This is a genomic window from Micrococcus sp. iso_26 (assembly GCF_056172975.1).
The window spans coordinates 131,033-153,903 of the sequence record NZ_CM149652.1 but is presented as its reverse complement, the minus strand read 5'-3'; the positions used below and the strand labels follow the sequence as shown (position 1 = coordinate 153,903).

The 22,871-nt window shown below is 73.2% G+C and carries 22 protein-coding genes and 3 tRNA genes; 12 read left to right on the top strand and 13 right to left on the bottom strand.

The features are described 5' to 3' along the window. The first annotated feature begins 22 nt into the window (after positions 1 to 22). Positions 23 to 919 carry an SMP-30/gluconolactonase/LRE family protein gene (locus AC0VX0_RS00740; protein ID WP_102708215.1) on the top strand — a complete coding sequence of 299 codons (897 nt, stop codon included), beginning with the start codon at positions 23 to 25 and terminating at the stop codon, positions 917 to 919. A 134-nt stretch (positions 920 to 1,053) separates the two neighbouring features. Here the strand turns inward: AC0VX0_RS00740 and AC0VX0_RS00735 are convergent, their stop codons facing one another. Both AC0VX0_RS00735 and AC0VX0_RS00730 read right to left on the bottom strand, forming a co-directional pair. Further along, complete coding sequence (locus AC0VX0_RS00735) at positions 1,054 to 1,695, bottom strand: TrmH family RNA methyltransferase (RefSeq protein ID WP_197458576.1); 642 nt, start codon at positions 1,693 to 1,695, stop codon at positions 1,054 to 1,056. After that, on the bottom strand, positions 1,692 to 2,060 hold the full coding sequence (locus AC0VX0_RS00730) for a hypothetical protein (RefSeq protein WP_020626754.1): 369 nt from the start codon (positions 2,058 to 2,060) through the stop codon (positions 1,692 to 1,694). Before AC0VX0_RS00730 ends, AC0VX0_RS00735 begins: the two co-directional genes overlap by 4 nt. Before the next feature lie 69 nt (positions 2,061 to 2,129). On the opposite strand from AC0VX0_RS00730, the gene AC0VX0_RS00725 reads away from it, so the two are divergent. Continuing rightward, positions 2,130 to 3,215 (top strand): magnesium and cobalt transport protein CorA, encoded by a 1,086-nt coding sequence (locus tag AC0VX0_RS00725; protein ID WP_036316798.1) that lies wholly within the window; start codon positions 2,130 to 2,132, stop codon positions 3,213 to 3,215. Positions 3,216 to 3,241: 26 nt separating this feature from the next. On the opposite strand, the gene pyrE is transcribed toward AC0VX0_RS00725, so the two are convergent. Further along, positions 3,242 to 3,838 (bottom strand): orotate phosphoribosyltransferase, encoded by a 597-nt coding sequence (gene pyrE, locus AC0VX0_RS00720; RefSeq protein ID WP_123244201.1) that lies wholly within the window; start codon positions 3,836 to 3,838, stop codon positions 3,242 to 3,244. Positions 3,839 to 3,896: 58 nt separating this feature from the next. Here pyrE and AC0VX0_RS00715 point away from each other — a divergent pair, with 58 nt between their 5' ends. From AC0VX0_RS00715 to AC0VX0_RS00690, 6 genes are all read left to right on the top strand, one after another. Then, positions 3,897 to 4,343: a MarR family winged helix-turn-helix transcriptional regulator gene (locus AC0VX0_RS00715; RefSeq protein WP_123244200.1), complete on the top strand. Its 447-nt coding sequence runs from the start codon at positions 3,897 to 3,899 to the stop codon at positions 4,341 to 4,343. A gap of 58 nt (positions 4,344 to 4,401) precedes the next feature. Next, on the top strand, positions 4,402 to 5,310 hold the full coding sequence (gene nadE, locus AC0VX0_RS00710) for an ammonia-dependent NAD(+) synthetase (RefSeq protein WP_144786333.1): 909 nt from the start codon (positions 4,402 to 4,404) through the stop codon (positions 5,308 to 5,310). Positions 5,311 to 5,354: 44 nt separating this feature from the next. Beyond that, positions 5,355 to 6,182 carry an exodeoxyribonuclease III gene (locus tag AC0VX0_RS00705; protein ID WP_049147818.1) on the top strand — a complete coding sequence of 276 codons (828 nt, stop codon included), beginning with the start codon at positions 5,355 to 5,357 and terminating at the stop codon, positions 6,180 to 6,182. A gap of 18 nt (positions 6,183 to 6,200) precedes the next feature. Then, positions 6,201 to 7,103: a DUF8083 family protein gene (locus tag AC0VX0_RS00700; RefSeq protein ID WP_069941067.1), complete on the top strand. Its 903-nt coding sequence runs from the start codon at positions 6,201 to 6,203 to the stop codon at positions 7,101 to 7,103. A 113-nt stretch (positions 7,104 to 7,216) separates the two neighbouring features. Beyond that, complete coding sequence (locus AC0VX0_RS00695) at positions 7,217 to 9,040, top strand: glycoside hydrolase family 13 protein (protein WP_036383521.1); 1,824 nt, start codon at positions 7,217 to 7,219, stop codon at positions 9,038 to 9,040. A 208-nt stretch (positions 9,041 to 9,248) separates the two neighbouring features. Further along, positions 9,249 to 10,715 (top strand): amino acid permease, encoded by a 1,467-nt coding sequence (locus AC0VX0_RS00690; RefSeq protein WP_036383523.1) that lies wholly within the window; start codon positions 9,249 to 9,251, stop codon positions 10,713 to 10,715. An 84-nt stretch (positions 10,716 to 10,799) separates the two neighbouring features. Here the strand turns inward: AC0VX0_RS00690 and AC0VX0_RS00685 are convergent, their stop codons facing one another. Beyond that, complete coding sequence (locus tag AC0VX0_RS00685) at positions 10,800 to 12,659, bottom strand: BCCT family transporter (RefSeq protein ID WP_073116245.1); 1,860 nt, start codon at positions 12,657 to 12,659, stop codon at positions 10,800 to 10,802. Positions 12,660 to 12,861: 202 nt separating this feature from the next. Here AC0VX0_RS00685 and AC0VX0_RS00680 point away from each other — a divergent pair, with 202 nt between their 5' ends. Then, positions 12,862 to 13,128, top strand: a complete 267-nt coding sequence (locus AC0VX0_RS00680; protein WP_002856131.1) for a hypothetical protein — start codon at positions 12,862 to 12,864, stop codon at positions 13,126 to 13,128. Positions 13,129 to 13,135: 7 nt separating this feature from the next. Here AC0VX0_RS00680 and AC0VX0_RS00675 read toward each other — a convergent pair whose 3' ends face one another. The 4 genes from AC0VX0_RS00675 to AC0VX0_RS00660 form a co-directional block, all read right to left on the bottom strand. Further along, positions 13,136 to 13,750 carry a cysteine hydrolase family protein gene (locus AC0VX0_RS00675; protein WP_041103605.1) on the bottom strand — a complete coding sequence of 205 codons (615 nt, stop codon included), beginning with the start codon at positions 13,748 to 13,750 and terminating at the stop codon, positions 13,136 to 13,138. A gap of 92 nt (positions 13,751 to 13,842) precedes the next feature. Beyond that, a tRNA-Phe gene (locus AC0VX0_RS00670) sits at positions 13,843 to 13,918 on the bottom strand. A 72-nt stretch (positions 13,919 to 13,990) separates the two neighbouring features. Then, positions 13,991 to 14,064: transfer RNA gene (locus AC0VX0_RS00665), tRNA-Asp, on the bottom strand. A 116-nt stretch (positions 14,065 to 14,180) separates the two neighbouring features. After that, positions 14,181 to 14,253: transfer RNA gene (locus AC0VX0_RS00660), tRNA-Glu, on the bottom strand. 125 nt (positions 14,254 to 14,378) lie between these two features. Between AC0VX0_RS00660 and AC0VX0_RS00655 the strand changes: the two genes are divergently transcribed. After that, complete coding sequence (locus AC0VX0_RS00655) at positions 14,379 to 14,774, top strand: metallopeptidase family protein (RefSeq protein ID WP_002856128.1); 396 nt, start codon at positions 14,379 to 14,381, stop codon at positions 14,772 to 14,774. A 7-nt stretch (positions 14,775 to 14,781) separates the two neighbouring features. Here AC0VX0_RS00655 and AC0VX0_RS00650 read toward each other — a convergent pair whose 3' ends face one another. The 5 genes from AC0VX0_RS00650 to AC0VX0_RS00630 all read right to left on the bottom strand — a co-directional run bounded on the left by AC0VX0_RS00650 (position 14,782) and on the right by AC0VX0_RS00630 (position 19,338). Next, the gene (locus AC0VX0_RS00650; RefSeq protein WP_070708964.1) at positions 14,782 to 15,756 is read right to left on the bottom strand and encodes a universal stress protein; all 975 of its coding nucleotides are present in this window, start codon (positions 15,754 to 15,756) and stop codon (positions 14,782 to 14,784) included. Positions 15,757 to 15,816: 60 nt separating this feature from the next. After that, on the bottom strand, positions 15,817 to 16,785 hold the full coding sequence (locus tag AC0VX0_RS00645) for a spermidine synthase (protein WP_020625367.1): 969 nt from the start codon (positions 16,783 to 16,785) through the stop codon (positions 15,817 to 15,819). A gap of 126 nt (positions 16,786 to 16,911) precedes the next feature. Continuing rightward, on the bottom strand, positions 16,912 to 17,406 hold the full coding sequence (locus AC0VX0_RS00640; RefSeq protein ID WP_020625366.1) for a GNAT family N-acetyltransferase: 495 nt from the start codon (positions 17,404 to 17,406) through the stop codon (positions 16,912 to 16,914). A 151-nt stretch (positions 17,407 to 17,557) separates the two neighbouring features. Further along, positions 17,558 to 17,917, bottom strand: coding sequence for a thiamine-binding protein (locus AC0VX0_RS00635; RefSeq protein WP_020625365.1), 360 nt, complete (start codon positions 17,915 to 17,917; stop codon positions 17,558 to 17,560). A gap of 80 nt (positions 17,918 to 17,997) precedes the next feature. Continuing rightward, on the bottom strand, positions 17,998 to 19,338 hold the full coding sequence (locus AC0VX0_RS00630; RefSeq protein ID WP_041103600.1) for an Nramp family divalent metal transporter: 1,341 nt from the start codon (positions 19,336 to 19,338) through the stop codon (positions 17,998 to 18,000). 161 nt (positions 19,339 to 19,499) lie between these two features. Between AC0VX0_RS00630 and pta the strand changes: the two genes are divergently transcribed. Continuing rightward, the gene (gene pta, locus AC0VX0_RS00625; protein ID WP_020625363.1) at positions 19,500 to 21,575 is read left to right on the top strand and encodes a phosphate acetyltransferase; all 2,076 of its coding nucleotides are present in this window, start codon (positions 19,500 to 19,502) and stop codon (positions 21,573 to 21,575) included. 20 nt (positions 21,576 to 21,595) lie between these two features. Next, positions 21,596 to 22,744 (top strand): acetate/propionate family kinase, encoded by a 1,149-nt coding sequence (locus AC0VX0_RS00620; RefSeq protein ID WP_041103599.1) that lies wholly within the window; start codon positions 21,596 to 21,598, stop codon positions 22,742 to 22,744. Positions 22,745 to 22,871: the final 127 nt, after the last annotated feature.

Sequence of the window (22,871 nt, the reverse complement as noted above, 5' to 3'; positions counted from 1 at the left end):
CCCGCCCACCGAAGGAGCAGTCATGCGCGCCGAGCAGGTCACCGATCCCATCGCCTACCACGGCGAGGGCCCCGTCTGGGCCGCCTCGTGGGGCAGCGCCGCCGAGGGCGTGACCGCCGGCGGCGGCCTGCGCTGGGTGGACATGCTCGCCGGGGACGTCCTGTCCCTGCGCGCCGACGGCACGGTGGACCGCACGCACGTCGGCGACGTGGCCGCCGCGCTGCGCCCGCGTGCGGGGGGTGGCGCCGTCGTCGCGGTGGAGCGGGGCTTCGCCCTGATCTCGCCCGAGGGCGAGCTGACGACGCTGCCTGAGCTGTGGGGCGCGGACGCCGGGATCCGGATGAACGAGGGCGGCTGCGACCCGGACGGCCGGTTCCACTGCGGCACCATGGCGTACGCCAAGACCCCCGGCGCCGCGAACCTCTACCGGCTCGCCCCCGGACCCGACGGCGGCGCCGGCGAGGTGGACGTCGTGCTGACCGGCGCGACGACGTCCAACGGCCTGGAGTGGAGCCCGGACGGCACGCTGGCCTACTACAACGACACCCCCACGCGGCAGGTGGCCGTGTTCGACTACTCCCGCGAGGAGGGCCTGACGAATCGGCGCGTGCTCGTGGACGTGCTCGACGGCGAGGGCAAGCCGGACGGGCTCACCGTGGACGCCGAGGGCGGGATCTGGGTGGCCGTGATCAGCCACGGGCAGATCCACCGGTACACGCCCGAGGGGACGCTCGACGAGGTGGTCGAGGTGCCCGTGCAGAAGACGACGGCGTGCACCTTCGGCGGCGACGACCTCGGCACCCTCTACATCACCACCTCCTGGGAGAACCTGGAGCGCGGCGAGGACCCGCTGGCCGGGGCCCTGTTCGCCGTCCGCCCGGGGGTGACGGGTCTGCCGGCCCGGCCCTTCGCGGGCTGAGGCCGTCACACCGCACGTCGTCGGCGCGGTCCTGCGCGGTCCTGCGCCGTTCTGCGCCGTCCTGCGCCGCGAGCCAGACGAATCTGCGGTCCAGAGGCTCCTTTCAGCGCGGAATCGTCTGGCTCGCGCCGGACTCAGGGGACGGCCGCGTGCTGCCGGATCCACGCGTGCATCGCGATGCCGGCGGCCACGCCCGCGTTGATCGAGCGGGTGGAGCCGTACTGCGCGATGGACAGCACCGCGCTCGACGCCGCTCGCACCTCCGCCGAGAGCCCCGGCCCCTCCTGCCCGAAGACGAGCACGCAGGCACGCGGGAAGTCGAAGGTCTCCACCGGCACCGACTCGGGGAACAGGTCCACGCCGAGCACGGGCAGCCCCTCCCCCGCCGCCCACTCCGTGAACGCCGCCACCGTCTCGTGGTGGCGCACGTGCAGGTAGCGGTCGGTGACCATGGCGCCGCGCCGGTTCCAGCGGCGCCGCCCGATGATGTGCACCCCGGCGGCGTTGAACGCGTTGGCGGTGCGCACGACGGTGCCGATGTTCAGGTCGTGCTGCCAGTTCTCGATGGCGACGTGGAACGGGTGCCGCCGCGCGTCGAGGTCCGCGACGATCGCCTCGAGGCGCCAATAGCGGTAGCGGTCGAGGACGTTGCGGCGGTCGCCGTGCGCGAGCAGCTCCGGGTCGTAGCGGGGGTCCTCCGGCCACGGGCCGGTCCACGGGCCGACGCCGACCTCGCGGGGCGCGGCGCCGTCCTCGGCCGGCGCGGGCTCGCTCAGCGGCCGGCCTCGGACCGGTCGACGGCCGCCCAGGCGGCCCCGGCGGACACCGCGGCCACGGAGAGCACCGCCGGCCACGCACCGATCTTCTTGGCCAGCGGGTGGGAGGCGCCGAAGCCGCCGAGGTACAGGGCGGCCAGGCCACCGGCGACGGCGGGCCCACGCTTGGCCAGCCACGTGCGCCCGGCGTACAGGCCGGCGGCGGCCAGCACGACGCCGCCGAGCGGGCGGATGCCGGTCTCACGGGCGGTCAGGTAGCCGCCGATCAGACCGAACGCGGTGACCGGGGCCGTGGAGACGGCGTGGGCGGGGAGGAGGGTCTTGCCGTCGCGGACGACGGGCGGGGCATGGCGCGGAGTCTTCATGGCGCCACCGTAGCGCGCGCATCCTGGAATACGCCGGGGGCCACCGTCGGGGAGAATGTCCTGGTGAGCATGATCGACAACGCCGTGTACGTGGACGGGCGGCGCGTCCACGCCCCCTCCACCCTCGAGGACACCTGGGAGGAGTGCGAGCGCACCGGCGGCATGGCCTGGCTGGGCCTGTACCGCCCGGACGTGGCCGAGCTCCAAGCGGTCGCGGAGGAGCTGCGCCTGCACCCGCTCGCCGTCGAGGACGCCCTCGCCGGAGGCGAGCGCGCCAAGCTGGACCGCTACGGCGAGGACTCGTTCATGGTCCTGCACCCGGCCCGCTACGTCGACCGCACCGAGACCGTGGAGTTCGGCGAGCTGAGCGTCTTCACCGGTGAGCACTACGTGGTGACGGTGCGTCACGCGGAGGAGCCGGACCTGGCCGCCGTGCGACGGTCCCTGGAGACGGAGGGCCGCGAGCGCCTCGCGATGGGGCCGTGGCAGGTCACCCTGGAGATCCTGGACCGTGTCGTGGACGACTACTTCCCGGTGGCCGACGGCCTCGAACAGGACATCGCGGAGATCGAGGACCAGGTCTTCGCCGGCGACGGGCACGTCTCCCGGCGCATCTACGAGCTCTCCCGCGAGGTGCTGAACTTCCAGCACGCCATCCGCGCGCTGCCGTCCATCGTGGAGCAGCTCCAGGAGGAGGTGCGCACCCGCCTGCATGAGGACACCCGCCGCCTCGACGCCGACGGCCTGCCCCGGCGCGACGACGCCCACGCCTGGGAGGACGAGGAACTCAGCGATCAGGCGCGCCTCGAGGTGGAGAACCTGCGCCGCCTGCGCGACGTCCACGACCACGCCGTCCAGATCAACGAGCGCGTGATGACCATGCGCCAGATGCTCAACAACGCCCTCGAGCTGGACTCGACGCTGGCGTCGAAGCGGCTGGCCGAGCAGTCGATCGCCCAGAACGAACAGGTCAAGCAGATCTCGTCCTGGGCGGCGATCATCTTCGCGCCGCAGCTGGTGGGCTCGGTCTACGGCATGAACTTCGACGGCATGCCCGAGCTGCACTGGGCGTTCGGCTACCCGTTCGCCCTGGGACTCATGCTGGCGGTGGCCCTCACGCTGTTCGTGCTGTTCAAGCGCGCGGACTGGCTGTAGGCCGGGTGCGCGGGGCCGGCCGAGGCTCAGTCGAGGCCGAGCTCGTCCTTGCCGAACGCGTACAGGTACGGCACCCCCGCCTCCTCGGCCACGCGCTCGGCGGCGCCGGTCGCGCGGTCCACGATCACGGCCACGGCCTGGACGTCGCCGCCCGCGTTGCGCACGCCCTCGACGGCGGTCAGCGCGGAGCCGCCCGTCGTCGAGGTGTCCTCCAGCACGACGACGCGGCGCCCGTCCACGCCCGGGCCCTCCACCTGCCGGCCCATGCCGTACGACTTCTGCGCCTTGCGCACCACGAACGCGTCGAGCGCGCGGCCCGCGGTGCCGGCCTGATGCATCATCGCGGTGGCCACGGGGTCGGCGCCCATGGTCAGGCCGCCCACCGCGTCGAACTCGATCCCGTTCTCCTCGAGCAGGCGCAGCATCACGCGGCCGATCAGTGGGGCGGCCTCGTGGTGCAGGGTGACACGACGCAGGTCCACGTAGTAGTCCGCCTCCTTGCCGGAGGACAGGGTCACCCGGCCGTGCACCACGGCCAGCTCCTGGATGAGCTGCTTGAGCCGCTCGCGGTCCTGCTCGGGCGTGGGGACGGTGGGGGTCTGCGCGTCGGTCATGCCGCCCATGCTAGTGCGAGCCCGGCCACCCCTGCCGATTCCGTCCCGGCCTGGCTAGGCTCGGGTTATGAGCGAGATCCCGCACGACGACGCCCCCGTCCAGCATCCCTCCGGCCTGCCCCTGGCGCACTGGCTCACCCTCACCGAGGGCCTGATCGCGGCGCGCGTGGCCGAGAGCCTCGAGGAGCACGGCCTGACCCGCGTCCAGTGGCAGCTGCTGAACACCCTCACGGTGGCCCCGCAGTCCCGCGCCGAGCTCGAGGCCGGCTTCGAGGAGGAGCAGCGCGGCGCGGTGTCCGGTCAGATCGAGGAGCTGGTCGAGTCCCACTGGGTGACGATCGAGGGCGACCTCTACACCCTCACCGCCACGGGCCGCACCGCGGGCGCCCGCGTGGGTGAGGCGGTCGAGGCCCTGCGTGCCGAGGCGACGGCGGACGTCCCGCGGGACCAGATCGACGACGCCGTCCGCGTCCTGCGCCGCATCGCCCGCAACCTGGGGCACCCGGACGCGTGAGCCGTCGTCGCCGACCGCCCCTGTCCCCGTGCGCGGGGCCGGTCCTACGCTGACCGGCATGCGTGAACTCCAGCAGCGGATCATCGCCCAGCAGGGCGTCCTCCCCGAGATCGACCCGGCGGCCGAAGTCGAACGGCGCGTGGCCTTCCTCGCCGACTACCTCGCGGCCACGGGCGCGTCCGGCTTCGTCCTGGGCATCTCCGGCGGCGTGGACTCCACGGTGGGCGGCCGGCTGGCCCAGCTCGCCGTCGAGCGTCGCCGCGCCCAGCTCGGCGTCACGGACGCCGTCGCCCTGGGCGGCCCCGGCACCACCCCGCCGGGTGAGGCGGGGGTGGGCGCCGACGTCGTGCCCTCCCGCGAGAACCCCCGGTTCACCGCCGTGCGCCTGCCCTACAAGGTGCAGCACGACGAGGCGGATGCGCGGGCGGCCCTGGACTTCGTGGGTGCGGATCAGGACGTCACCCTGAACATCGCGGAGGCCGTGCAGGGTCTGGCCGCCGCCTTCGCTGAGGCCGTGGGGGAGCCGATCTCGGACTACAACCAGGGCAACGTGAAGGCCCGCATCCGCATGACGGCCCAGTACGCGGTGGCCGGCGCCCACGGGCAGCTGGTGATCGGCACGGACCAGGCAGCGGAGGCCATCACCGGGTTCTACACGAAGTTCGGCGACGGCGGCGCGGACGTCCTGCCGCTGGCCGGCCTGAACAAGCGGCAGGTGCGGGCGCTGGGCCGCGAACTCGGAGCCCCCGAGCCCCTGTGGAACAAGGTGCCCACCGCGGACCTGCTGGACGGCACGCCGGGCCAGACGGACGAGGCCGAACTCGGGATGACGTACGAGGACATCGACGACTACCTCGAGGGCAAGGACGTCCCGACCGAGGTCGCGGAGAAGCTCGAGGGCATCTGGCTCCGCAGCCGCCACAAGCGCACCACGCCGGTGACGATCCACGACGACTGGTGGCGCTGAGGCGCCGATCCCACGGTGTCCGCGCCCTTCGATAGCCTGGCCGGGTGAAGATCGCCACCTGGAACGTCAACTCCCTCCGTGCCCGCGCCGACCGCGTCGAGGCCTTCCTCGAGCGCCATGACATCGACGTCCTGGCCATCCAGGAGACCAAGTGCCGGGACGAGAACTTCCCGTGGGAGCTCTTCGAGCGCGCCGGCTACGAGGTGGTGCACAACGGCACCTCGCAGTGGAACGGCGTGGCCATCGCCTCCCGCGTCGGCCTGAGCGACGTGCAGCGCGGCTTCCCCGGCCAGCCGCACTTCGGCAAGGGCGGCGTGGACCCGCAGGAGGAGTCCCGCGCCATCGGGGCGACCGTGGGCGCGGAGGCGGCCGACGGCGTCGCCCCGGTGCGCCTGTGGAGCCTGTACGTGCCCAACGGGCGCGGCCTGGAGAACGAGCACATGGGCTACAAGCTCGAGTGGCTGCGCGTGCTCCAGGAGCACGCGGCCGCTCGCCTCGCCGAGGACCCGGACACCCGGCTCGCCCTGACCGGCGACTGGAACATCGCTCCGCAGGACGAGGACGTGTGGGACATCGAGCTGTTCCAGCGCGAGGGCTACACGCACGTCTCCCCGCCCGAGCGCGCGGCGTTCCGCGCGTTCGAGGACGCCGGGCTGGTGGACGTGGTGCGCCCGCGCCACCCCGGCCCCGGCGTGTACACGTACTGGGACTACACGGGCCTGGCCTTCCCCAAGAAGAAGGGCATGCGCATCGACTTCCAGCTGTGCTCCCCCGCCCTCGCACGGACGGTCACGGACGCCTGGATCGACCGCGAGGAGCGCAAGGGCAAGGGCGCCTCGGACCACGCGCCCGTGGTCGTCGAGCTGGGCTGAACCACGGACGAGCCCGCGATGACCCACGACGACGGCGGCCCGCCCCCGGGTGTCGCGCGCGGCACCGCGCACCTGCGCGTCTTCCAGCCGCTGGCCGCGTTCCCGGACGCGGTCCAGGCGCGGCTGATCGCCGGCGGCCACCGCACCCGTGCCGAGGTGGAGGCCGAGGCGGCGGAGCGGGCCCGGCGTCGCCTGGCCCGGCCCGTGGCCGACCCGTTCCCGGAGCCCGGTGAGGACGACCTCGTGCGGGTCCTCCAGGACGAGCACCGCTCCGCCTTCTACTGCCCGGACGAGCGGGGCCTGCGCGCCGAGATGGCCGCAGCCATGCTCGAGGAGACGATGCTGCCGCGGCTGCACTCGGCCGCCATCCCGCCGGCGGCGCGCGCCATGAACCGCGGCCGCGCGCTCGTGGCGCTCGAGGACGAGTGGGGCCTCTCCCCCGACCCGGACGCGGCGGTCGAGGACCCGCAGGACGAGGACGGTGCGCCGGAGCACCACCGCGTGCAGACGCGCACGGCCACGTGGGGTGTGCCGCACGGCTGGCTCACGGTGTTCGACCCCGAGGAGCCCGTGCAGCGCCTCGTGGACGGCGAGCGCACGGCGTACCGGCGCGCGCCGATCGTGGCCGCCCGGGAGCGGGCCGGGCACGCGGCGGCGGTGCTCGCGCGCCACGCCCCGGACGCGGAGCTGATCGGCGAGCTCACGGTGATGGTGGAGTGGCTCGGCGCGTTCCACCCCGACTCGTGGGTCGAGCTGGACTACGGCGGCCTCACGCGGCACGTGTGGCCGGACGACTCCGTCTTCGACCTGTGGACGCTCATCGACGCCCTCGAGGAGGGCGACGAGGCGACCGCCGGCGTCGCGCAGGAACGGCTGAACCGTCGCTGGGCCACCGTCGGGATGCTGGCCCGGCTGACCTGAGCCGGCCCGGCGCACCGGGGTGGGGCTGCCCCGGGCGCCCGAGACGCACACCACGCCGCCGACGCCGCCCACGCGGGGCGCGCGGCCCCGGCGTCGGGCCTAGGGTGGATCCCATGACCACGCAGCGCCTGAGCACCCCGCCCTCGGAAGCCCGGAACCGACCCGTCACCCCGTGGTGGGTGGACGCCGTGATCTACCAGGTGTACCCGCGCTCCTTCGCGGACGCGGACGGGGATGGCATGGGCGACCTGCGCGGCGTCACCTCGCGCCTCGACTACCTGGCCCAGCTCGGCGTGGACGCGATCTGGCTCTCGCCCTTCTACCTCTCCCCGCAGCACGACGCCGGCTACGACGTCGCGGACTACCGCGCCGTGGACCCGCGGTTCGGCACGCTCGCGGACGCGGACGAGATGATCGCCGCCGCGCACGAGGCCGGCATCCGCGTGGTCGTGGACCTCGTGCCGAACCACACCTCGTCCGAGCACGCGTGGTTCCAGGCCGCCCTGGCCGCCGGCCCCGGCTCCCCCGAGCGCGCCCGCTACCACTTCGCCGAGGGCCGCGGCGAGCACGGCGAGCTGCCCCCCAACAACTGGGAGTCCACGTTCGGCGGCGGGGCCTGGACCCGCGTGACCGAGGCGGACGGCACCCCGGGCCAGTGGTACCTGCACCTGTTCGACACCACGCAGCCGGACCTGAACTGGGAGAACGAGGAGGTGCGTGAGGAGTTCCGCTCCATCCTGCGGTTCTGGCTGGACCGCGGCGTGGACGGCTTCCGGGTGGACGTGGCCCACGGGCTCATCAAGCAGCCCGGCTACCCGGACGCCGAGCACTCCCGCATGGGCATGGTCACGGACGCGGGCGAGGACGCCGACCCCACGTTCGACCCGGACACCTTCGAGCCGCTCACCCCGTTCATGGACCAGGACCGCGTCCACGAGGTCTACCGGGACTGGCGGCGGGTCCTGGACTCCTACGACCACGAGCCGATGATGGTGGCCGAGGCGTGGGTGGCCCCGCTCTCGCGGATGTTCCGGTACGTCCGCCCCGGCGAGATGCACCAGACCTTCAACTTCACCTACCTCATGGCCGGCTGGGACGCCGCCTCGCTGACCCACGCGATCGACCGGTCCTTCGAGCAGGCCGGCCGGGTCGGCGCCCCGAACACCTGGGTGCTCTCGAACCACGACACGGTGCGCCACGCCTCCCGCTACGGCCTCGCCGACCCGAGCTCCTACCCCGCCGGCATCACGGCCGAGGACGAGCAGCCAGACGAGGCGGTCGGTCGCCGTCGGGCCCGCGCCGCCGCGATGGTGGAGCTGGGCCTGCCCGGCTCCGCGTACATCTACCAGGGCGACGAGCTGGGCCTGCCCGAGCACACCACCCTCGCCGCCGAGCACCGCCAGGACCCGTACTTCTTCCGCACGGACGGCAAGGAGCCCGGCCGCGACGGCTGCCGCATCCCTCTGCCGTGGGCCGCCGACGAGCCGTCCTACGGCTTCTCGACCCCCGCGGACGACGACGGCCCCGCGTCCGCCGCCGAGGGCGTCGCCGCGCCGTGGCTGCCCCAGCCCGCGTCCTTCCGAGCGCTGGCGGCGGACCGGCAGGTTGGCGTCGAGGGCTCCGTGTTCGAGCTGTACCGGCGTCTGCTGCAGATCCGCGGCGAGCTCGACCTGGGCACGGGCACGTTCGCGTGGTCCGAGCACCACGACCCCACACGCGGCGTGCTGGCGTTCACGGTCACCTCGGGCGGTGGCCGGCACCTGGGCTCGGGCGAGCCGATCCCGGCGCGCACCGTGCTCGTGATGGCGAACCTGTCGACCGAGCCCGTCGACCTGCCCGCGAACCATTCCCGGGCCCTGTTCTCCCTCGAGGAGGCGGAGGCCGTGCAGGACGGGCGGCTCGCGCACGACGCCGCCGCGTGGCTGCTCATGGACTGAGCCCGGCGCGCCCCGGGACCCGCCGGGGCGCCACGGACCTTCCGCGGGGAATCCGCGGTGGGCGAGGTCACATCATCCGGCCCGGCCGGACGAACGCGACGTAACGTCCACGATGACTTGCATCACACCGGACAAAGTGGCATGAACGCTGTATCACGAGTCACCATGGCGTGTCCTGATCCACCCCCCCTTCGAGCGGAGACTTCACGTGAGCACCTCCCCCTCCGGCTCCCGCGTCGCCGAGACCGGCGCGGCCACCGCGGACCGCGGGCAGCTGCACCGCGGCCTGAGCCAGCGGCACATCATGTTCATCGCCCTGGGCACGGCGGTGGGCACCGGCCTCTTCTACGGCTCGGCCGGCGGCATCCAGGCCGCCGGGCCGGGCGTGATCCTGTCCTTCCTCGTCGCGGGCGCCGCCGTGTTCCTCGTGATGCGCGCCCTCGGCGAGATGACGCTCCGGGAGCCCGTCTCCGGGTCCTTCGCCGCCTACGCCTCCCGTTATCTCGGCCCCTTCGCCGGCTACGTGACCGGCTGGACCTTCGTCTTCGAGCTGGCCGTCGTGATCGTCGCGGACACCGCCGCCATCACCACGTACATGGCGTTCTGGTTCCCGGGGGTCCCGGCCTGGGCCTGGGTCGCGGCCACGATCCTCGTGGTCGGCCTGATCAACTTCACGCACGTCGGCAACTTCGGTGAGGCCGAGTTCTGGCTGACGCTCGTGAAGGTCGGGGCCATCGTGGCGATGATCTTCGGCGGTGTGATCCTGCTCTTCACCGGCGCCTCCACCGCGGACGGCACCCAGGCCAGCCTGGCGAACCTCGTGGACCACGGCGGATTCCTGCCGCACGGCATCCTGGGCGTGCTGACCGCGCTCACCATCGTGACGTTCTCCTTCGGCGGCATCGAGACCCTCGGCGTGGCCGCGGGCGAGGCCAAGAACCCGGAGAAGGTGCTGCCCAAGGCCATCAACACGGTGCCGATCCGCATCCTGTTGTTCTACGTGCTGACGATGGCGGTCATCATGGCCCTCGTCCCCTGGAACCAGGTGGACGGCAAGGCCAGCCCGTTCGTGCAGATCTTCGAGGGCCTCGGCGTCCCCTTCGCCCCGCACCTGCTGAACTTCGTGGTGCTCACCGCCGCCGTCTCCGCGATCAACGCCTGCATCTACGCGTCCGGTCGCCTGCTCTACGCGATGGCCCACGACGGCCAGGCACCCCGGGCCTTCACCCACACCAACCGCGGCGGCGTGCCGTGGCTGTCCGTGGCCGTGATGCTGGGCGTGATGGTGCTCGGCGCGGTGCTGATCACCGTGGACCCGAACGCCTTCAGCCTGGTGGCCGGCGTCGCCTCGTTCGCCGTGGTGCTGACCTGGGCCATGATCTTCCTGTCCCACCGCGCCATGCGCAGGCGCGTCGCGGAGCAGGGCGCGGAGCCGTCCCCCTTCCCCATGCCGCTGGGCGGCGTCGGCACCTACCTGGGCCTGGCGTTCGTGGCCACCGTGGTGATCACCATGGCCACCATCCCGGATTCGCGCCAGGCGCTCATCATCGGTCTCGTGTGGGTCGCGGTCCTGACCCTCGCCTGGTTCGTCACGGGCACCCGCACGTCGGCCGCGGCCCACGACCGCACCGGCACCCTGCCGGTGGTCCGCACCCGCCAGTCCCACGAGGACTGACCCCCACGACGACGACGGCCCCTGTCCCGCGCGGGACAGGGGCCGTTCTCGTCGGGGCCGGGAGGTCGCCCGGTAGGCCGGACGTCAGTGCTCGTGGCGGCGCAGCCGGGGGCGGCGGGGCCCCTCTGAGGCCGGGACGCCGGCGGCCGCATCGGCGATCCGCTGCTGGTGGTCCCGGCTGAGCGAGGCCCACCACTGCGAGGCCGCCACGGGGCCGGCGTCGACCACCTCGTCGTCGTCGGACTCGAGGCCCAGGCGGTCCTTGATGGAGGCCAGCATGGCCTGGCGGCGCACCGCCTCCACCCGCGCCACGGAGTAGCCGAGCGAGCGGAACGTGGCCAGGCAGATCAGCAGCATCAGCACGGAGAACGGCAGGCCGATGGTGATGGCCAGGACCTGGATCGCGGACAGGCCGCCCGCGGCCAGCAGTGCCGCGGCCATGAGCGAGGTGGCGATGGCGAAGAAGATCTTCACCGTGGCCTTCGGGTTCACGTCGCCGCCGGTGGCGAGCATGCCCATCACGAGCGAGCCCGAGTCGGCGGAGGTGATGAAGAAGATGCCCGAGAGGATGATGGCGCCGACCACGAGCATCATGCCCGCGGGCAGCTGCTCGAGCACCTGGAACAGCGCGGTGTTCGAGTCGATGGCGCCGTCCGCGCCCACCACGGAGGTGTACCCGGCCGGGCGGGTGGTCTCGAGGAAGATCGCGGTGCCGCCCAGGATGCCGAACCAGACCACGCAGACCAGGGTGGGCACCAGCAGCACGCCGGCGATGAACTCGCGCACGGTGCGACCGCGCGAGATGCGGGCGATGAAGATGCCGACGAACGGCGTCCAGGACATCCACCAGCCCCAGTAGTACGCGCTCCAGCCAGCCTGCCACGCGTCGCCCTCGGCGCCATAGAACGCGGAGACGTTGAGCGAGTTCGCGAAGAAGTACTGCATGTAAGAGCCGAGGGACTGCACCATCTCCTTGAACAGGAACGCGGTGGGCCCCACGATCGCGATGAACAGCAGCAGGCCGGCGGCCAGGATCAGGTTGGTGTTGGACAGCCACTTCATGCCGCGCTCCACGCCGGAGACCACGGTGTAGAGCACCACGCAGGTGACCGCGCCGATCATGACGTACTCGAGCCAGGGGCTGTCCTCGGGCACGATGCCCAGCGCACGCAGGCCCGCGGACATCTGGGTGACGCCGAGGCCCAGCGAGGTGGCCACGCCGAAGACGGTGCCGATGAGGGCGATGTTGTCGATCAGGTGGCCCCAGCCGCCGCGCACGCGGCGCTCGCCGATCAGCGGCTCGAAGGCCCAGCGCAGCGCGAGGGGACGGCCACGCCGGTGGATGGCCAGCGCGACCGCCACGCCCACCACCGCGTAGATCGCCCAGGGCTGCAGGCCCCAGTGCAGGAACGTGGTGGCCAGCGCCGACTGGGCGGCCTCCGCCTGGGTGGGGTTGGCGGCCGCCAGGTCGGGCCGCGGCGAGGTGAAGTGCATGAGCGGCTCGGTCATGCCGAAGAACACGAGGCCGATGCCCATGCCCGCCGCGAAGAGCAGGGAGAACCAGGACAGCGTGGAGAACTCGGGCTTCTCATCGGGCTTGCCCAGGGTGATGTCGCCCTTGCGGGAGAACGCGAGGTAGCCGCAGAACAGCACGAAGAACAGGGCGACGAGGGCGTACCACCACGAGAAGTTCGTGATGATGGCCTGCTGGACCAGGCCGATGCCCACGGTCATCTGCGCGGGGGCGAGCAGCGTGGCCCCCACGAAGGAGAGCACGATGACTGCAGAGGGCCAGAACACCCACGGCAACAGGACGCGGTCGCGGCCGGCCGCGGCGGAGGTGGCAGGGGCGACGCCGGCGTCGGGGGCGGTCGCCGAGGACGGATGGTTCCCGGGTTGCTCGGGGATCATGGGCTCGGTCGAGGGCGGTGTCGGATCGCTCATCCTCCCGACCCTACGTGGTCCCGCACGCCGGCTCCCCGCCTGAGACGCGGCCGAGTGGACGGTCTCACCCGGCCGGGTGACCGCGCCCACGGCCCCGGCGCGGGCGCCCCCTGGTGACGCGTGGGCGGCCTCACTAGGGTGTGGGGCACCACGACGACGGCGGCGCCGGACGGACCCGCCCGTGAGAGGAAGGACCCGCACCATGACCGACGTCCCCTTCGAGGACCGCGAGGACGAACGAGAGCTCGAGACGGACCTGCTCGCCGATCCCAACGCCGCCGGCGACCCCGAGCCGGAGGACGGCCGCGACGGCCAGCCCGTGCGCGGCGGCTCGGACGACCCGCAGCACTGGGCCGGGGAGGGACGTGCCCCGGACTCCCTGCGCAATGCGGAGTCCGCCGCCATGCACATCGAGGAGGACGCCCAGGACCGCACGCGTGCGGACGAGGGCGACGTCGAGATCCTGTGAACGCCCCTCAGCCCCGGTCGGGGACGAGGCCGGTGCGCAGGAGGGTGAGTGCCTCGTCCTGCCCGAGGAGCGGCTGACGCATCTCGTCGCGGAGGAAGTCGAGCATCGCCGCGGCCAGCGCCGGCTCTTCGGAGGCGATCGCGTCCGTCGCGATCGCGGCGTGGAAGTCGAGGGCGAACGCGGCCGTGGCGGTCTCGGCGATGCAGCTGTGGGTGGAGACGCCGCACAGCAGGAGCCGATCCACCCCGCGGCCCCGCAGCTCGGCCGCCAGTCCCGTGCCGTGGAAGGCGGAGTCCCGGGTCTTCACGACCTCGACGGCGTCCGGGGCGGCCGCCGCGACCCCGTCGAGCAGAGCCGCCTGCCGGGTGCCCGGGAAGGCGAAGCCCTCGCCGTCGGCCAGCATGTTCAACGTCCACGTGGAGCGGTCCCGCGCGTGCTCGGTCCGCACCAGGAAGACGGGACGGCCGGCCTCGCGCGCGGTCCGGAGCAGTTCCACGACCGCCGCCGTCAGCTCGGCCTGCTGGGCAGCCAGCGCGGGATGCTCGAAGTAGCTGTGCTGGACGTCGATCACCACAAGCGCGGTCTCGCCGCCGGTCGCGCGGGCGGAGGGGGAATCGGGCATCGAACCAGTGTGCCCACCGCGTCGCCGCCTGTCAGTGGCTCGTCGCCCCGGACGACGAAGGCCCCCCGCGTCTGCGGGGGGCCTTCTCGAAGTGGTGGCTCCGACCGGCGTCGATCCGGTGACCTTACGATTTTCAGTCGTACGCTCTACCAACTGAGCTACAGAGCCCGGCGACCTTCGTCACCAGGACCATGCGTCACCGGACTCCGTTTCCGAATGCCGGTGATCGGACGATCCGAGCGACCCTGACGGGACTTGAACCCGCGACCTCCGCCGTGACAGGGCGGCGCGCTAACCAACTGCGCTACAGGGCCATGTTCTGTTGTTCTCGCCGCTTTCGCAACGAGTGGAAACTCTAGCAGAGCCTCCGAGCGTCGTGCAAATCCACGCTCCATGTGCCGTTCCGGCTGCCGAAGGCGGCTGTTCTGCGTACCCCCAACGGGATTCGAACCCGTGTCGCCGCCGTGAAAGGGCGGTGTCCTAGGCCTCTAGACGATAGGGGCAGGTCCGGTGTCGAGATTCCCGAGGTGGACCCTGGGAGTCTATGGTGGCCGCAGACCCTCCGGCAAGTCCGGCCGCCGGCCGGCCGCCCTCCGCGCCGCGGAGCCCCGCACACCCAGGAGCCGCCGTGGACCACCGCCCGTCGCCCGAGCAGCCCGCCGCCACGTGGATGAGCGAGCAGGAGTTCGACGACGCCGTCTCCGCGGCCCTCACCCGCATCCCGGACGAGCTGGCACGGCTGCTGACGAACGTCGTCGTGGTGGTGGAGGACGAGTACGAGCCGCAGCGCTGGGAGGACCCGGCCACCGAGCTGTTCGGCCTCTACGAGGGCGTGCCGCTGACCGAGCGCGCCGAGTTCGCGTGGCAGATGCCGGACCGGATCGTGGTGTTCCGCGGCCCGCTCACCCGCCACTGCACCTCCCGCGCCGAGCTCGAGGACGAGATCACCGTCACCGTCATGCACGAGGTGGGGCATTTCTTCGGCATCTCCGAGGAGCGCCTCCACGAGCTCGGCTGGGGCTGAGCGCCGGTCAGGACCCCGACTGGTCCTGGACCGGGCCGAACGAGGCGCGGCGGCCGAGGCGGACGTCCTCGCGGAACGGGACGACGAGCACCGGACCCTTCGCGTGGTCCGCGACGCCGCGGCTGGTGGAGCCGACGATCGCACCGGCGAAGCCGCCCAGACCGCGCGTGCCCACCACGGTGAGGCGGGCGGTGGCGGTCTGGTCCACCAACACGTCCACGGGGGTGCCGTCCACGAGCTCGGTGAGGACCTCGAGACCGGGGAACTCGGAGCTGATCCACGCGGCGCCGGCCTCGAGACGCTCCCGCAGCTCCCGCTCGCGGGCCTCCTCGTCCAGGCTGACCGCCAGCCACGCGGCATTCGCGCCCAGGGGCGGGACGGCGCACACGAGCTTCAGCGGGGCCTGGCGGAGGCGGGCCTCCTCAGCGGCCTCGAGAGCGGCGGCACGGCCCTGCTCGGAACCGTCGACGCCCACCACGACGGCGGTCCTGTCCCCCGCGCGGCTGGCCTCGACCCCGGCGGGGATGATGGCGACCGGGCAGTGCGCGTGGCCGGGCAGCGCGGCGGCCACCGAGCCGAGCAGGCGGCCCATGAAGCCGCCGCGGCCGCGCGCGCCCGAGACGAGCAGGGAGGCCTCGGCGGAGAGCTCCACGAGGACGCCGGCCGCGTCCCCGATCTCCACACGCAGCTCCGGACGCACCCCGTCGGCGTCGAGCTTGCCGGCGACCTCCTCCAGGAGGGCCTGCACGCCCTCGCGGAGACGGGAGTCGTCCAGGACGGCGCCGCTGGCGTCCGCGCCGTAACCCCAGTACGCGGGGATCGAGTAGGCGGTGACGAGGGTCAGCGGCTCGCCGCGCAGGCCGGCCTCGCGCTGGGCCCAGCGGGCGGCGGAGACGGACTGGTCGGAGCCGTCCACACCCACCAGGACGCCGAGCGGTGCGTCCTCACGGCGGGTGGCGGCGGGCTGGGTCTGGGCGGACATGGCGACCTCCTCGAGTCGGACTCGACGGGCCCCGGGCGGACCCGGCCGAGTGCCTCCAGTCTACGCCTCGGGGCCCGGGACGAGTCCCGTGATCCCGGGCGCGACGCCCGCGGGGAAGCCGCGTGGATCCTCCGCGAGCCGGGCCGGGAAGGCGTCCATGCGCAGGGCACGGGCCAGGCGGTCGCGGGGGTCGGAGCCGGGCGGGGCGTCCGCGGCGGGGCGGGCCACGGGGGCGTCCGAGGCCGCCACGATGACGTTGCCGCGGCGCCGCCCCTTGAGCATGGGCGGATCCGCGATCACCTCGACGTGCTCGAACGCGGCGACGACGGCGGCCACGTCCGCCCGCACCGACGTCAGGTCCGGCCCGCCGCCCACGTTGAGCACGTACAGCCCGCCGGGGGCGAGGACCCGCGCGGCGGCGCGGGCCGCGTCCAGGCCGGTGAGGCCCGGCGGGGTGATGTGGCGGGCGCCCGTCAGGTCCGTGGGGTCCGGGGCGAAGACGTCGCGGATGATCAGGTCGCGGCTGGCCGGGTGGGCCGTGGCCAGGACCTCGGCGGCGTCGGCCACGCGGATGCGCAGGGCCGGGGCGCGGGGCAGGCCGAAGCGCTCACGCGCGAGGGCGGCCAGGCCGGCGTCGATCTCCACCGCGGTCTGATGGGAGCCGGGGTGCGCGTGGTCCACCCAGCGGGCGAGGGCGCAGCCCGCGCCGCCCAGGTGCAGGGCCCGCAGCGGCGTGGGCTCCGGCCAGTGCGCGCGGACGGCCGCGACGGCCCAGCGCATGTACTCGAAGCCCATCCGCTCGGGGTGGTCGGGGTCCAGCGGGGAGGACTCGACCCCGTTGACGTACAGCACGAACGCGCCGGGCTCGTACGGGTCCTCGCGGATCTCCGCGGTGCCGTGGCTGATCTCGTGGACGCCGGGGACGATCCCCTCCGGCTCCGCGGCCCGGCCGCGCCGGGCGGCCGACCCCCGCGACGACGAGGACGCCGCCGACGACCGACCCGACGACCGACCCGACCGCCGGCTCACGCCCCCACGCCTTCGTTCGGGAAACGGGAGCCTCCAGAGGCGCCTTCGTTCGGGGAACGGGAGGTCCCCCGACCGCTTCCGTTCGAGGAACGGGAGCCCGACGCCCGCCCGGAGCGAGTCCGCCGCTCAGCCACGACGCACCATCAACTGCTCGTGCAAGCCCGCCCACGGCCCGGTCATGGGCTCGGGCCCACCCTCGGGCGCGAAGCCGTGCTTCGCGTAGAAGGCCACCGCGCGCGGATTCTCGGCGAGCACGCGCAGGACCGCCGGACGCTTCCCGACGACGGCGTCCAGCAGGAGCGCACCCAGGCCCGTGCCGTACGCCTCAGCCAGGACGTAGAGCGCCATGAGCTCGAGGTCGGGCAGGCCCCCGCCCTGGCTGCGCCGCGGGCCCGCGAGCGCCATGCCGAGCAGCCGGCCGCCGTCGTCGGCGACCCACAGCTCCCGGTCCGAGCCGACCAGCGCGGCCCACCCCGGGACCTGCTCCGGCACGCCCGCGTCCACGGCGTCCAGGTGCGCGGCGGGCAGCAGCCCGCCGTAGGCCTCGCGCCAGGCCTGTGCCTTGACGCGCAGCAGGGGCTCGACGTCGTCGGACGTGGCCGGTCGCACGGTGACGGCCATGGCGGACCTCCTGGGCATGTGGGGCTCCCGTTCCTCGAACGAAAGCGGTCGGGGGACCTCCCGTTCCTCGAACGAAGGTGCCTCCCGAGGCTCCCGTTTCTCGAACGGAAGTGGGGGTGGGCGGGGGTGGGGGGCTGGGGGTCAGCCGGGATCAGCGGGCGTCCGCCGCGTCCCCGTTCCCGTCCTCGGCGAGCGCCGCCTCGAGGCGCTCGAGCTTGCCGTCCAGCTCGCCCGAGTGGCCGGGGCGGATGTCCGCCTTGAGCACGAGCGAGACCCGGGAGCCGTACGAGGAGACCGCGTCCACGGCGCCGCGCACGACCTCCATCACCTCGTCCCAGTCGCCCTCGATCTCCGTGAACATCGAGGAGGTGCGGTGGGGCAGGCCGGAGGCGCGGACCACGGCGACGGCGGCGGCCACCGCCCGGTGCACGGAGGCGGTGTCCGCGTCCCCGGGCAGGTGGGCGGAGTCGGCGGGCTGGCCGGAGGGAGCGACGGAGAAGGCGACGATCATGGCACCAGTGTGCCCGCTGCGCCGCCCGTGGTCACCGGCCAGGGCCGGCCGAGTCGGAGCCCACCCGGCCGGCCACCCGGTCAGCCCCCGATCAGCGGCTGCAGGGCCTTCCACAGCTCGTTCACGCCGATCGCCACGAACACGGCGGCCGTCAGGCCCAGCAGCGTGTTGCGGATCCAGCCGTTGCGGAACTGGGCCGGCACCTCCTTCTTGTTGTTCAGGAACAGCAGCGTCACGGCCAGGAACGGCATGAACAAGGCGCCGAGCGTGCCGTAGAGCAGGATCAGGAAGATCGGGCGATCCAGGAACAGCAGGGTCATCGGCGGGAAGGTCAGCCACAGCAGGAAGAAGCGGCCCGGCTTCGAGGCCAGCGAGGGGGCGTCGTCCTGGTCGAGCTCGTCCGCGGGGCGGCGGAAGTTCGTCCAGAAGTCCGCGAACATCAGGGAGACGCCGTGCCACACGCCCAGAAGCGAGGAGAAGGACGCGGCGAAGAAGCCCACCAGGAACACCACGGAGTACGCCTGGCCGTAGCGCTCGGCGAGCACGTTGCCGACGTCGAGCAGGCCGCGGTCACCGGAGGAGATCGCCAGGCCGGCCGAGTGGAGCAGCTCGACGCCCATGATCATGGTGGCGATCACGAAGATGCCGGTGAGGATGTACGACGTCGCGTTGTCGAACTTCATCACCCGCATGTACTTCGGGACGTTCCAGCCCTTCTCCCGCAGCCAGTAGGCGTACGCGCCGAGGGTGATGGTGCCGCCCACGCCGCCGGCCAGGCCGAGCACGTAGAACATGACGTCCGGGTCGCCGGACGGGATGCGCGGGACCAGGCCGGCGAGGATGTCGCCCACGTTGGGGGCGGTGAGCGCCGCGGAGAGCAGGACGGTCAGGAACATGACGCCGATCAGCACCGCCATGAGCTTCTCGATCAGCCCGTACCGGTTCAGCCACACCAGGCCCAGGCCCACGAGGCCCAGGCCGATCGCGTAGACCTTCATGTCCACGCCCGGGAACAGCGCGGCCAGGGGCAGCGCGGCCGAGCTCATGGCGGTGGCGCCGTACACGAAGCCCCAGATCAGGATGTAGGGGCCGAAGTACCAGGAGGTCCAGGAGCCCAGCGAGCGCCAGCCCTGGAAGATCGTCTTGCCGGTGGACAGGTACCAGCGGCCCACGCCCTCCACGAGCACGATCTTGAAGATCACGCCCAGGATCACGGCCCACAGGAGCATGTAGCCGTAGCGGGAGCCGGCGGTGAGGGTGGCCACGAGGTCCGCGGCGCCCACGCCCGTGGCGGCCGCCACGATGCCGGGTCCCAGCGAGTTCCACTTCGGCCGGATGGGGGTCTCGTTGAGCTCGGCGTCCGTGAACCCGATGATGTCGGGGTTGTGCACGGGGCGGCCGCGGTCGGCTCTCGTTGCCATGGGAGGGTCCTTAATGCTTGACGGGGCGAGTGCAGTCATGTGTATTACGCGCGTGAGAGACACGCCTCACTCACGTCGATCCGCGTCGGCCGGGACGGGCCCCGACGCCGCGGCCTCGGTACCGTGAACGACGAGCCCCGTCCTCCACCGGAAGGTCCGCCATGCCCCAGGGAATCTTCGTCTCCACCACGTCCACCGGCGCCGGCAAGTCCCTCGTCAGCCTGGGCCTGGCCGACTCGCTGTACCGGCGCTCCGGCACGGTGGGCTACTTCCGCCCCGTGGTGCCCGGCGACGACGTGGAGACCGACCCCATGGTGCTGCTGATGCGCGAGCAGTACGGCCTCTCCCCGGAGCAGGCCCGCGGCGGCCTCACCGCGGCCGAGGCCCGCACCCTCATGGCCGAGGGCCGCGGCGACGAGGTCCAGCAGCGCTGCGTGGAGCAGTACGACGCCATGCGGGCGGCGGGCGGCGTCGTGGTGGTGGAGGGCACCGACCTGATCAGCCCGGACCCGGCCGCCGACCTCGACCTCAACGCCCAGCTCGCCCGCAACCTCGGCACCCCCGTGGTCGCCGTGGTCTCCGGCGCGGACCTGACACCCGAGCAGGCGGCCGACGTCGTGGACCTGGCCCGGCGCACCCTCGACGACGCCGGCGTCGAGCTGCTGGCCGTCATGGTCAACCGCGCGGACCCCCGTGACCTCGACGCCGTCGGCGCGGCCGTGCGCCCCGGCCGCCACGCCTGGCCCGTGTACGTGCTGCCCGAGCTGACCGAGCTCGCGCACCCCTCGGTGGCCGAGGTGGCGGACGCGCTCGGGCTCGAGCAGATGGCCGGGCAGGAGACGCTGGACCGCGACGTCGCCGAGGTCAAGGCCGTCTCCATGGAGGGCGGCAACTTCCTCGAGGTCCTGCGCGAGGGCGCGCTCGTGATCGTCTCCGGCGACCGCTCCGACGCGATCCTGGCCACCGTGGCCTCCTCGCTGACCCCGGACTTCCCCACCCCCTCCGGCATGATCCTCACCAACGGCATCCTCCCGAACCGCCAGCTCCAGCGGCTCTACCTGGGCGCGGCCTTCCCCGTGTTCGTCACCCACGACGACACGTTCACCACCGCCGCGAAGGTCTCCCGGGTGCGCTCCGAGCTCTCCAGCGCCCAGCCCCGCAAGACCGCCGCCGCCCTGGGCACCTGGCACCAGCGCGTGGACGGGGACGAGCTGCTGGCCCGCTTCGACCTGCCACGCACCGACGTCGTCACCCCTCTGCGCTTCCTGCACGAGCTGATCTCCCGCGCCCGCGCGGACCGCCGCCGGATCGTGCTGCCCGAGGGCGAGGATGCCCGCGTGCTGCGCGCCGCCGAGATCCTCCAGCGCCGCGACGTCTGCGACCTCGTGGTGCTCGGCCCGGCCGCCGCCGTGCGGGAGCTGGCCTCCCGCGAGGGCGTGGACCTGAGCGGGATCGAGCTCGTGGACCCCGCCGACTCCCCGGACCTGGAGCGCTACGCGCAGGAGTACGCCCGGCTGCGCGCCCACAAGGGCGTGGACGCCGAGCGCGCCCGCGAGGTCATGCAGGAGGGCGCCTACTTCGGCACGATGATGGTCCACCTGGGCGACGTGGACGGCATGGTCTCCGGCGCCGCCCACACCACCGCCAACACCATCCGCCCCGCGCTGGAGTTCGTGAAGACGAAGCCGGGCGTCTCGATCGTCTCATCGGTGTTCTTCATGCTGCTGCCGGACCGCGCCCTCGTGTACGGCGACTGCGCCGTGAACCCGGACCCGGACGCGCAGCAGCTCGCGGACATCGCCGTGGCGTCCGCGGCCACCGCCGCCCAGTTCGGGGTGGACCCGCGCGTCGCCATGCTCTCCTACTCCACGGGCGCCTCCGGCTCCGGGCAGTCCGTGGACAAGGTCCGCGCCGCCACGGAGCTCGTGAGGGAGCGTGCCCCCGAGCTGAAGGTGGAGGGCCCGCTGCAGTACGACGCCGCCGTCAACGCCTCCGTCGCGGCCTCGAAGATGCCCGGCTCCGAGGTGGCCGGCCAGGCCACCGTGTTCGTGTTCCCGGACCTGAACACCGGCAACAACACCTACAAGGCCGTCCAGCAGTCCTCCGGGGCGGTCGCCGTCGGGCCCGTGCTGCAGGGCCTGAACAAGCCCGTCAACGACCTCTCCCGCGGCACCACCGTGGAGGACATCGTCAACACCGTCGCCATCACCGCCATCCAGGCCCAGGCCCAGGGCTGACGCCCCGGAAGGAGTCCCCCGTGCTCGTCCTTGTCATCAACTCCGGCTCGTCGTCCCTGAAGTACCAGCTCCGTGAGCTGGCCGACGACGGCACGGACGCCCCGGTGCCCGTCCTCGCCCAGGGCCTGGTGGAGCGCATCGGCGTCCCCGGCTCCGGCGTGCCGGACCACGCCGCCGCCCTCGAGCAGGTGGAGGCCGAGCTGGCCGAGGCGACCGGCGGGCGCACCATCGACGCCGCCGGCCACCGCGTGGTCCACGGCGGCGAGCGGTTCACCGCCCCGGCCCGGGTGACCAACGAGGTGATCCGCGCGATCGAGCGCCTCGCCCCGCTGGCCCCGCTGCACAACCCCGCCGCCGCCCAGGGGCTGCGCGCCATGGCCGAGCGCTGGCCGGACATGCCCCAGGTGGTCGTGTTCGACACCTCGTTCCACCAGACCATGCCCCGCGAGGCCTGGCAGTACGCCCTGCCGGACGAGGTCTACACGGAGCACGGCATCCGCCGCTACGGCTTCCACGGCACGAGCCACGACCTCGTCACCGGCCTCGCCGCGGAGCATCTGGGCATCCCGCGGGGGGAGTTCCGGGCCGTGGTGCTGCACCTGGGCAACGGCGCCTCCGCCACCGCCATCCGCGACGGCGTCTCCGTGGACACCTCCATGGGCTACACCCCGCTGGCCGGCCTGGTGATGGGCACCCGCTCCGGCGACCTGGACCCCTCCGTGGTCACCCACCTCATGCGGAACCACGGCTACGACGCCGAGGAGCTGGACACCCTCATGAACAGGCGCTCCGGCCTGCTGGGCCTGGCCGGGGAGGCGGACATGCGCCAGGTGCTGGAGAACGCCGCCTCCGGGGACGGCCGCGCCCGCAACGCCCTGGACGTGGCCTCCTACCGGCTGGCCAAGTACGTGGGCGGCTACCACGTGGCCGTGGGCGGGGCGCAGGCGATCGTGTTCACCGCCGGGATCGGCGAGAACTCGGCTCCGTTCCGGGCGCGCGTGCTCGACCGGCTCGGGGCGCTCGGGGTGGCCTACGACGCCGAGGCCAACCGCGCCCGCGTGGCCGGGCCCCACACGATCTCCGCGCCGGAGTCGGCGATCCCGGTCCTCGTGGTCCCCACGGACGAGGAGCAGGCGATCGCCCGCTTGACGTGGGAGCTCGCCCGCTGAGCACCGCGCCCGACCGTCCGACCGACGCCCAGCGACATCGCCGCCGGTCCGCCCGGCAGTGATGTCGCTGCGGCTCGGTCGACACGAACGGGGCGCTTCTGCACCCGACCGTCCGGCCCGGTCAGCG

Coding starts and splice junctions, on each gene's coding strand:
- AC0VX0_RS00635 (WP_020625365.1), bottom strand. CDS start 17,917: ATGATCGTCGCCTTCTCCGTCGCTCCCTCCGGCCAGCCCGCCGACTCC.
- AC0VX0_RS00640 (WP_020625366.1), bottom strand. CDS start 17,406: ATGGCCGTCACCGTGCGACCGGCCACGTCCGACGACGTCGAGCCCCTG.
- AC0VX0_RS00680 (WP_002856131.1), top strand. CDS start 12,862: ATGACCGACGTCCCCTTCGAGGACCGCGAGGACGAACGAGAGCTCGAG.
- AC0VX0_RS00740 (WP_102708215.1), top strand. CDS start 23: ATGCGCGCCGAGCAGGTCACCGATCCCATCGCCTACCACGGCGAGGGC.
- nadE (WP_144786333.1), top strand. CDS start 4,402: ATGCGTGAACTCCAGCAGCGGATCATCGCCCAGCAGGGCGTCCTCCCC.
- AC0VX0_RS00630 (WP_041103600.1), bottom strand. CDS start 19,338: ATGGCAACGAGAGCCGACCGCGGCCGCCCCGTGCACAACCCCGACATC.
- pta (WP_020625363.1), top strand. CDS start 19,500: ATGCCCCAGGGAATCTTCGTCTCCACCACGTCCACCGGCGCCGGCAAG.
- AC0VX0_RS00715 (WP_123244200.1), top strand. CDS start 3,897: ATGAGCGAGATCCCGCACGACGACGCCCCCGTCCAGCATCCCTCCGGC.
- AC0VX0_RS00650 (WP_070708964.1), bottom strand. CDS start 15,756: ATGTCCGCCCAGACCCAGCCCGCCGCCACCCGCCGTGAGGACGCACCG.
- AC0VX0_RS00695 (WP_036383521.1), top strand. CDS start 7,217: ATGACCACGCAGCGCCTGAGCACCCCGCCCTCGGAAGCCCGGAACCGA.
- AC0VX0_RS00685 (WP_073116245.1), bottom strand. CDS start 12,659: ATGAGCGATCCGACACCGCCCTCGACCGAGCCCATGATCCCCGAGCAA.
- pyrE (WP_123244201.1), bottom strand. CDS start 3,838: ATGGGCGGCATGACCGACGCGCAGACCCCCACCGTCCCCACGCCCGAG.
- AC0VX0_RS00730 (WP_020626754.1), bottom strand. CDS start 2,060: ATGAAGACTCCGCGCCATGCCCCGCCCGTCGTCCGCGACGGCAAGACC.
- AC0VX0_RS00700 (WP_069941067.1), top strand. CDS start 6,201: ATGACCCACGACGACGGCGGCCCGCCCCCGGGTGTCGCGCGCGGCACC.
- AC0VX0_RS00725 (WP_036316798.1), top strand. CDS start 2,130: ATGATCGACAACGCCGTGTACGTGGACGGGCGGCGCGTCCACGCCCCC.
- AC0VX0_RS00675 (WP_041103605.1), bottom strand. CDS start 13,750: ATGCCCGATTCCCCCTCCGCCCGCGCGACCGGCGGCGAGACCGCGCTT.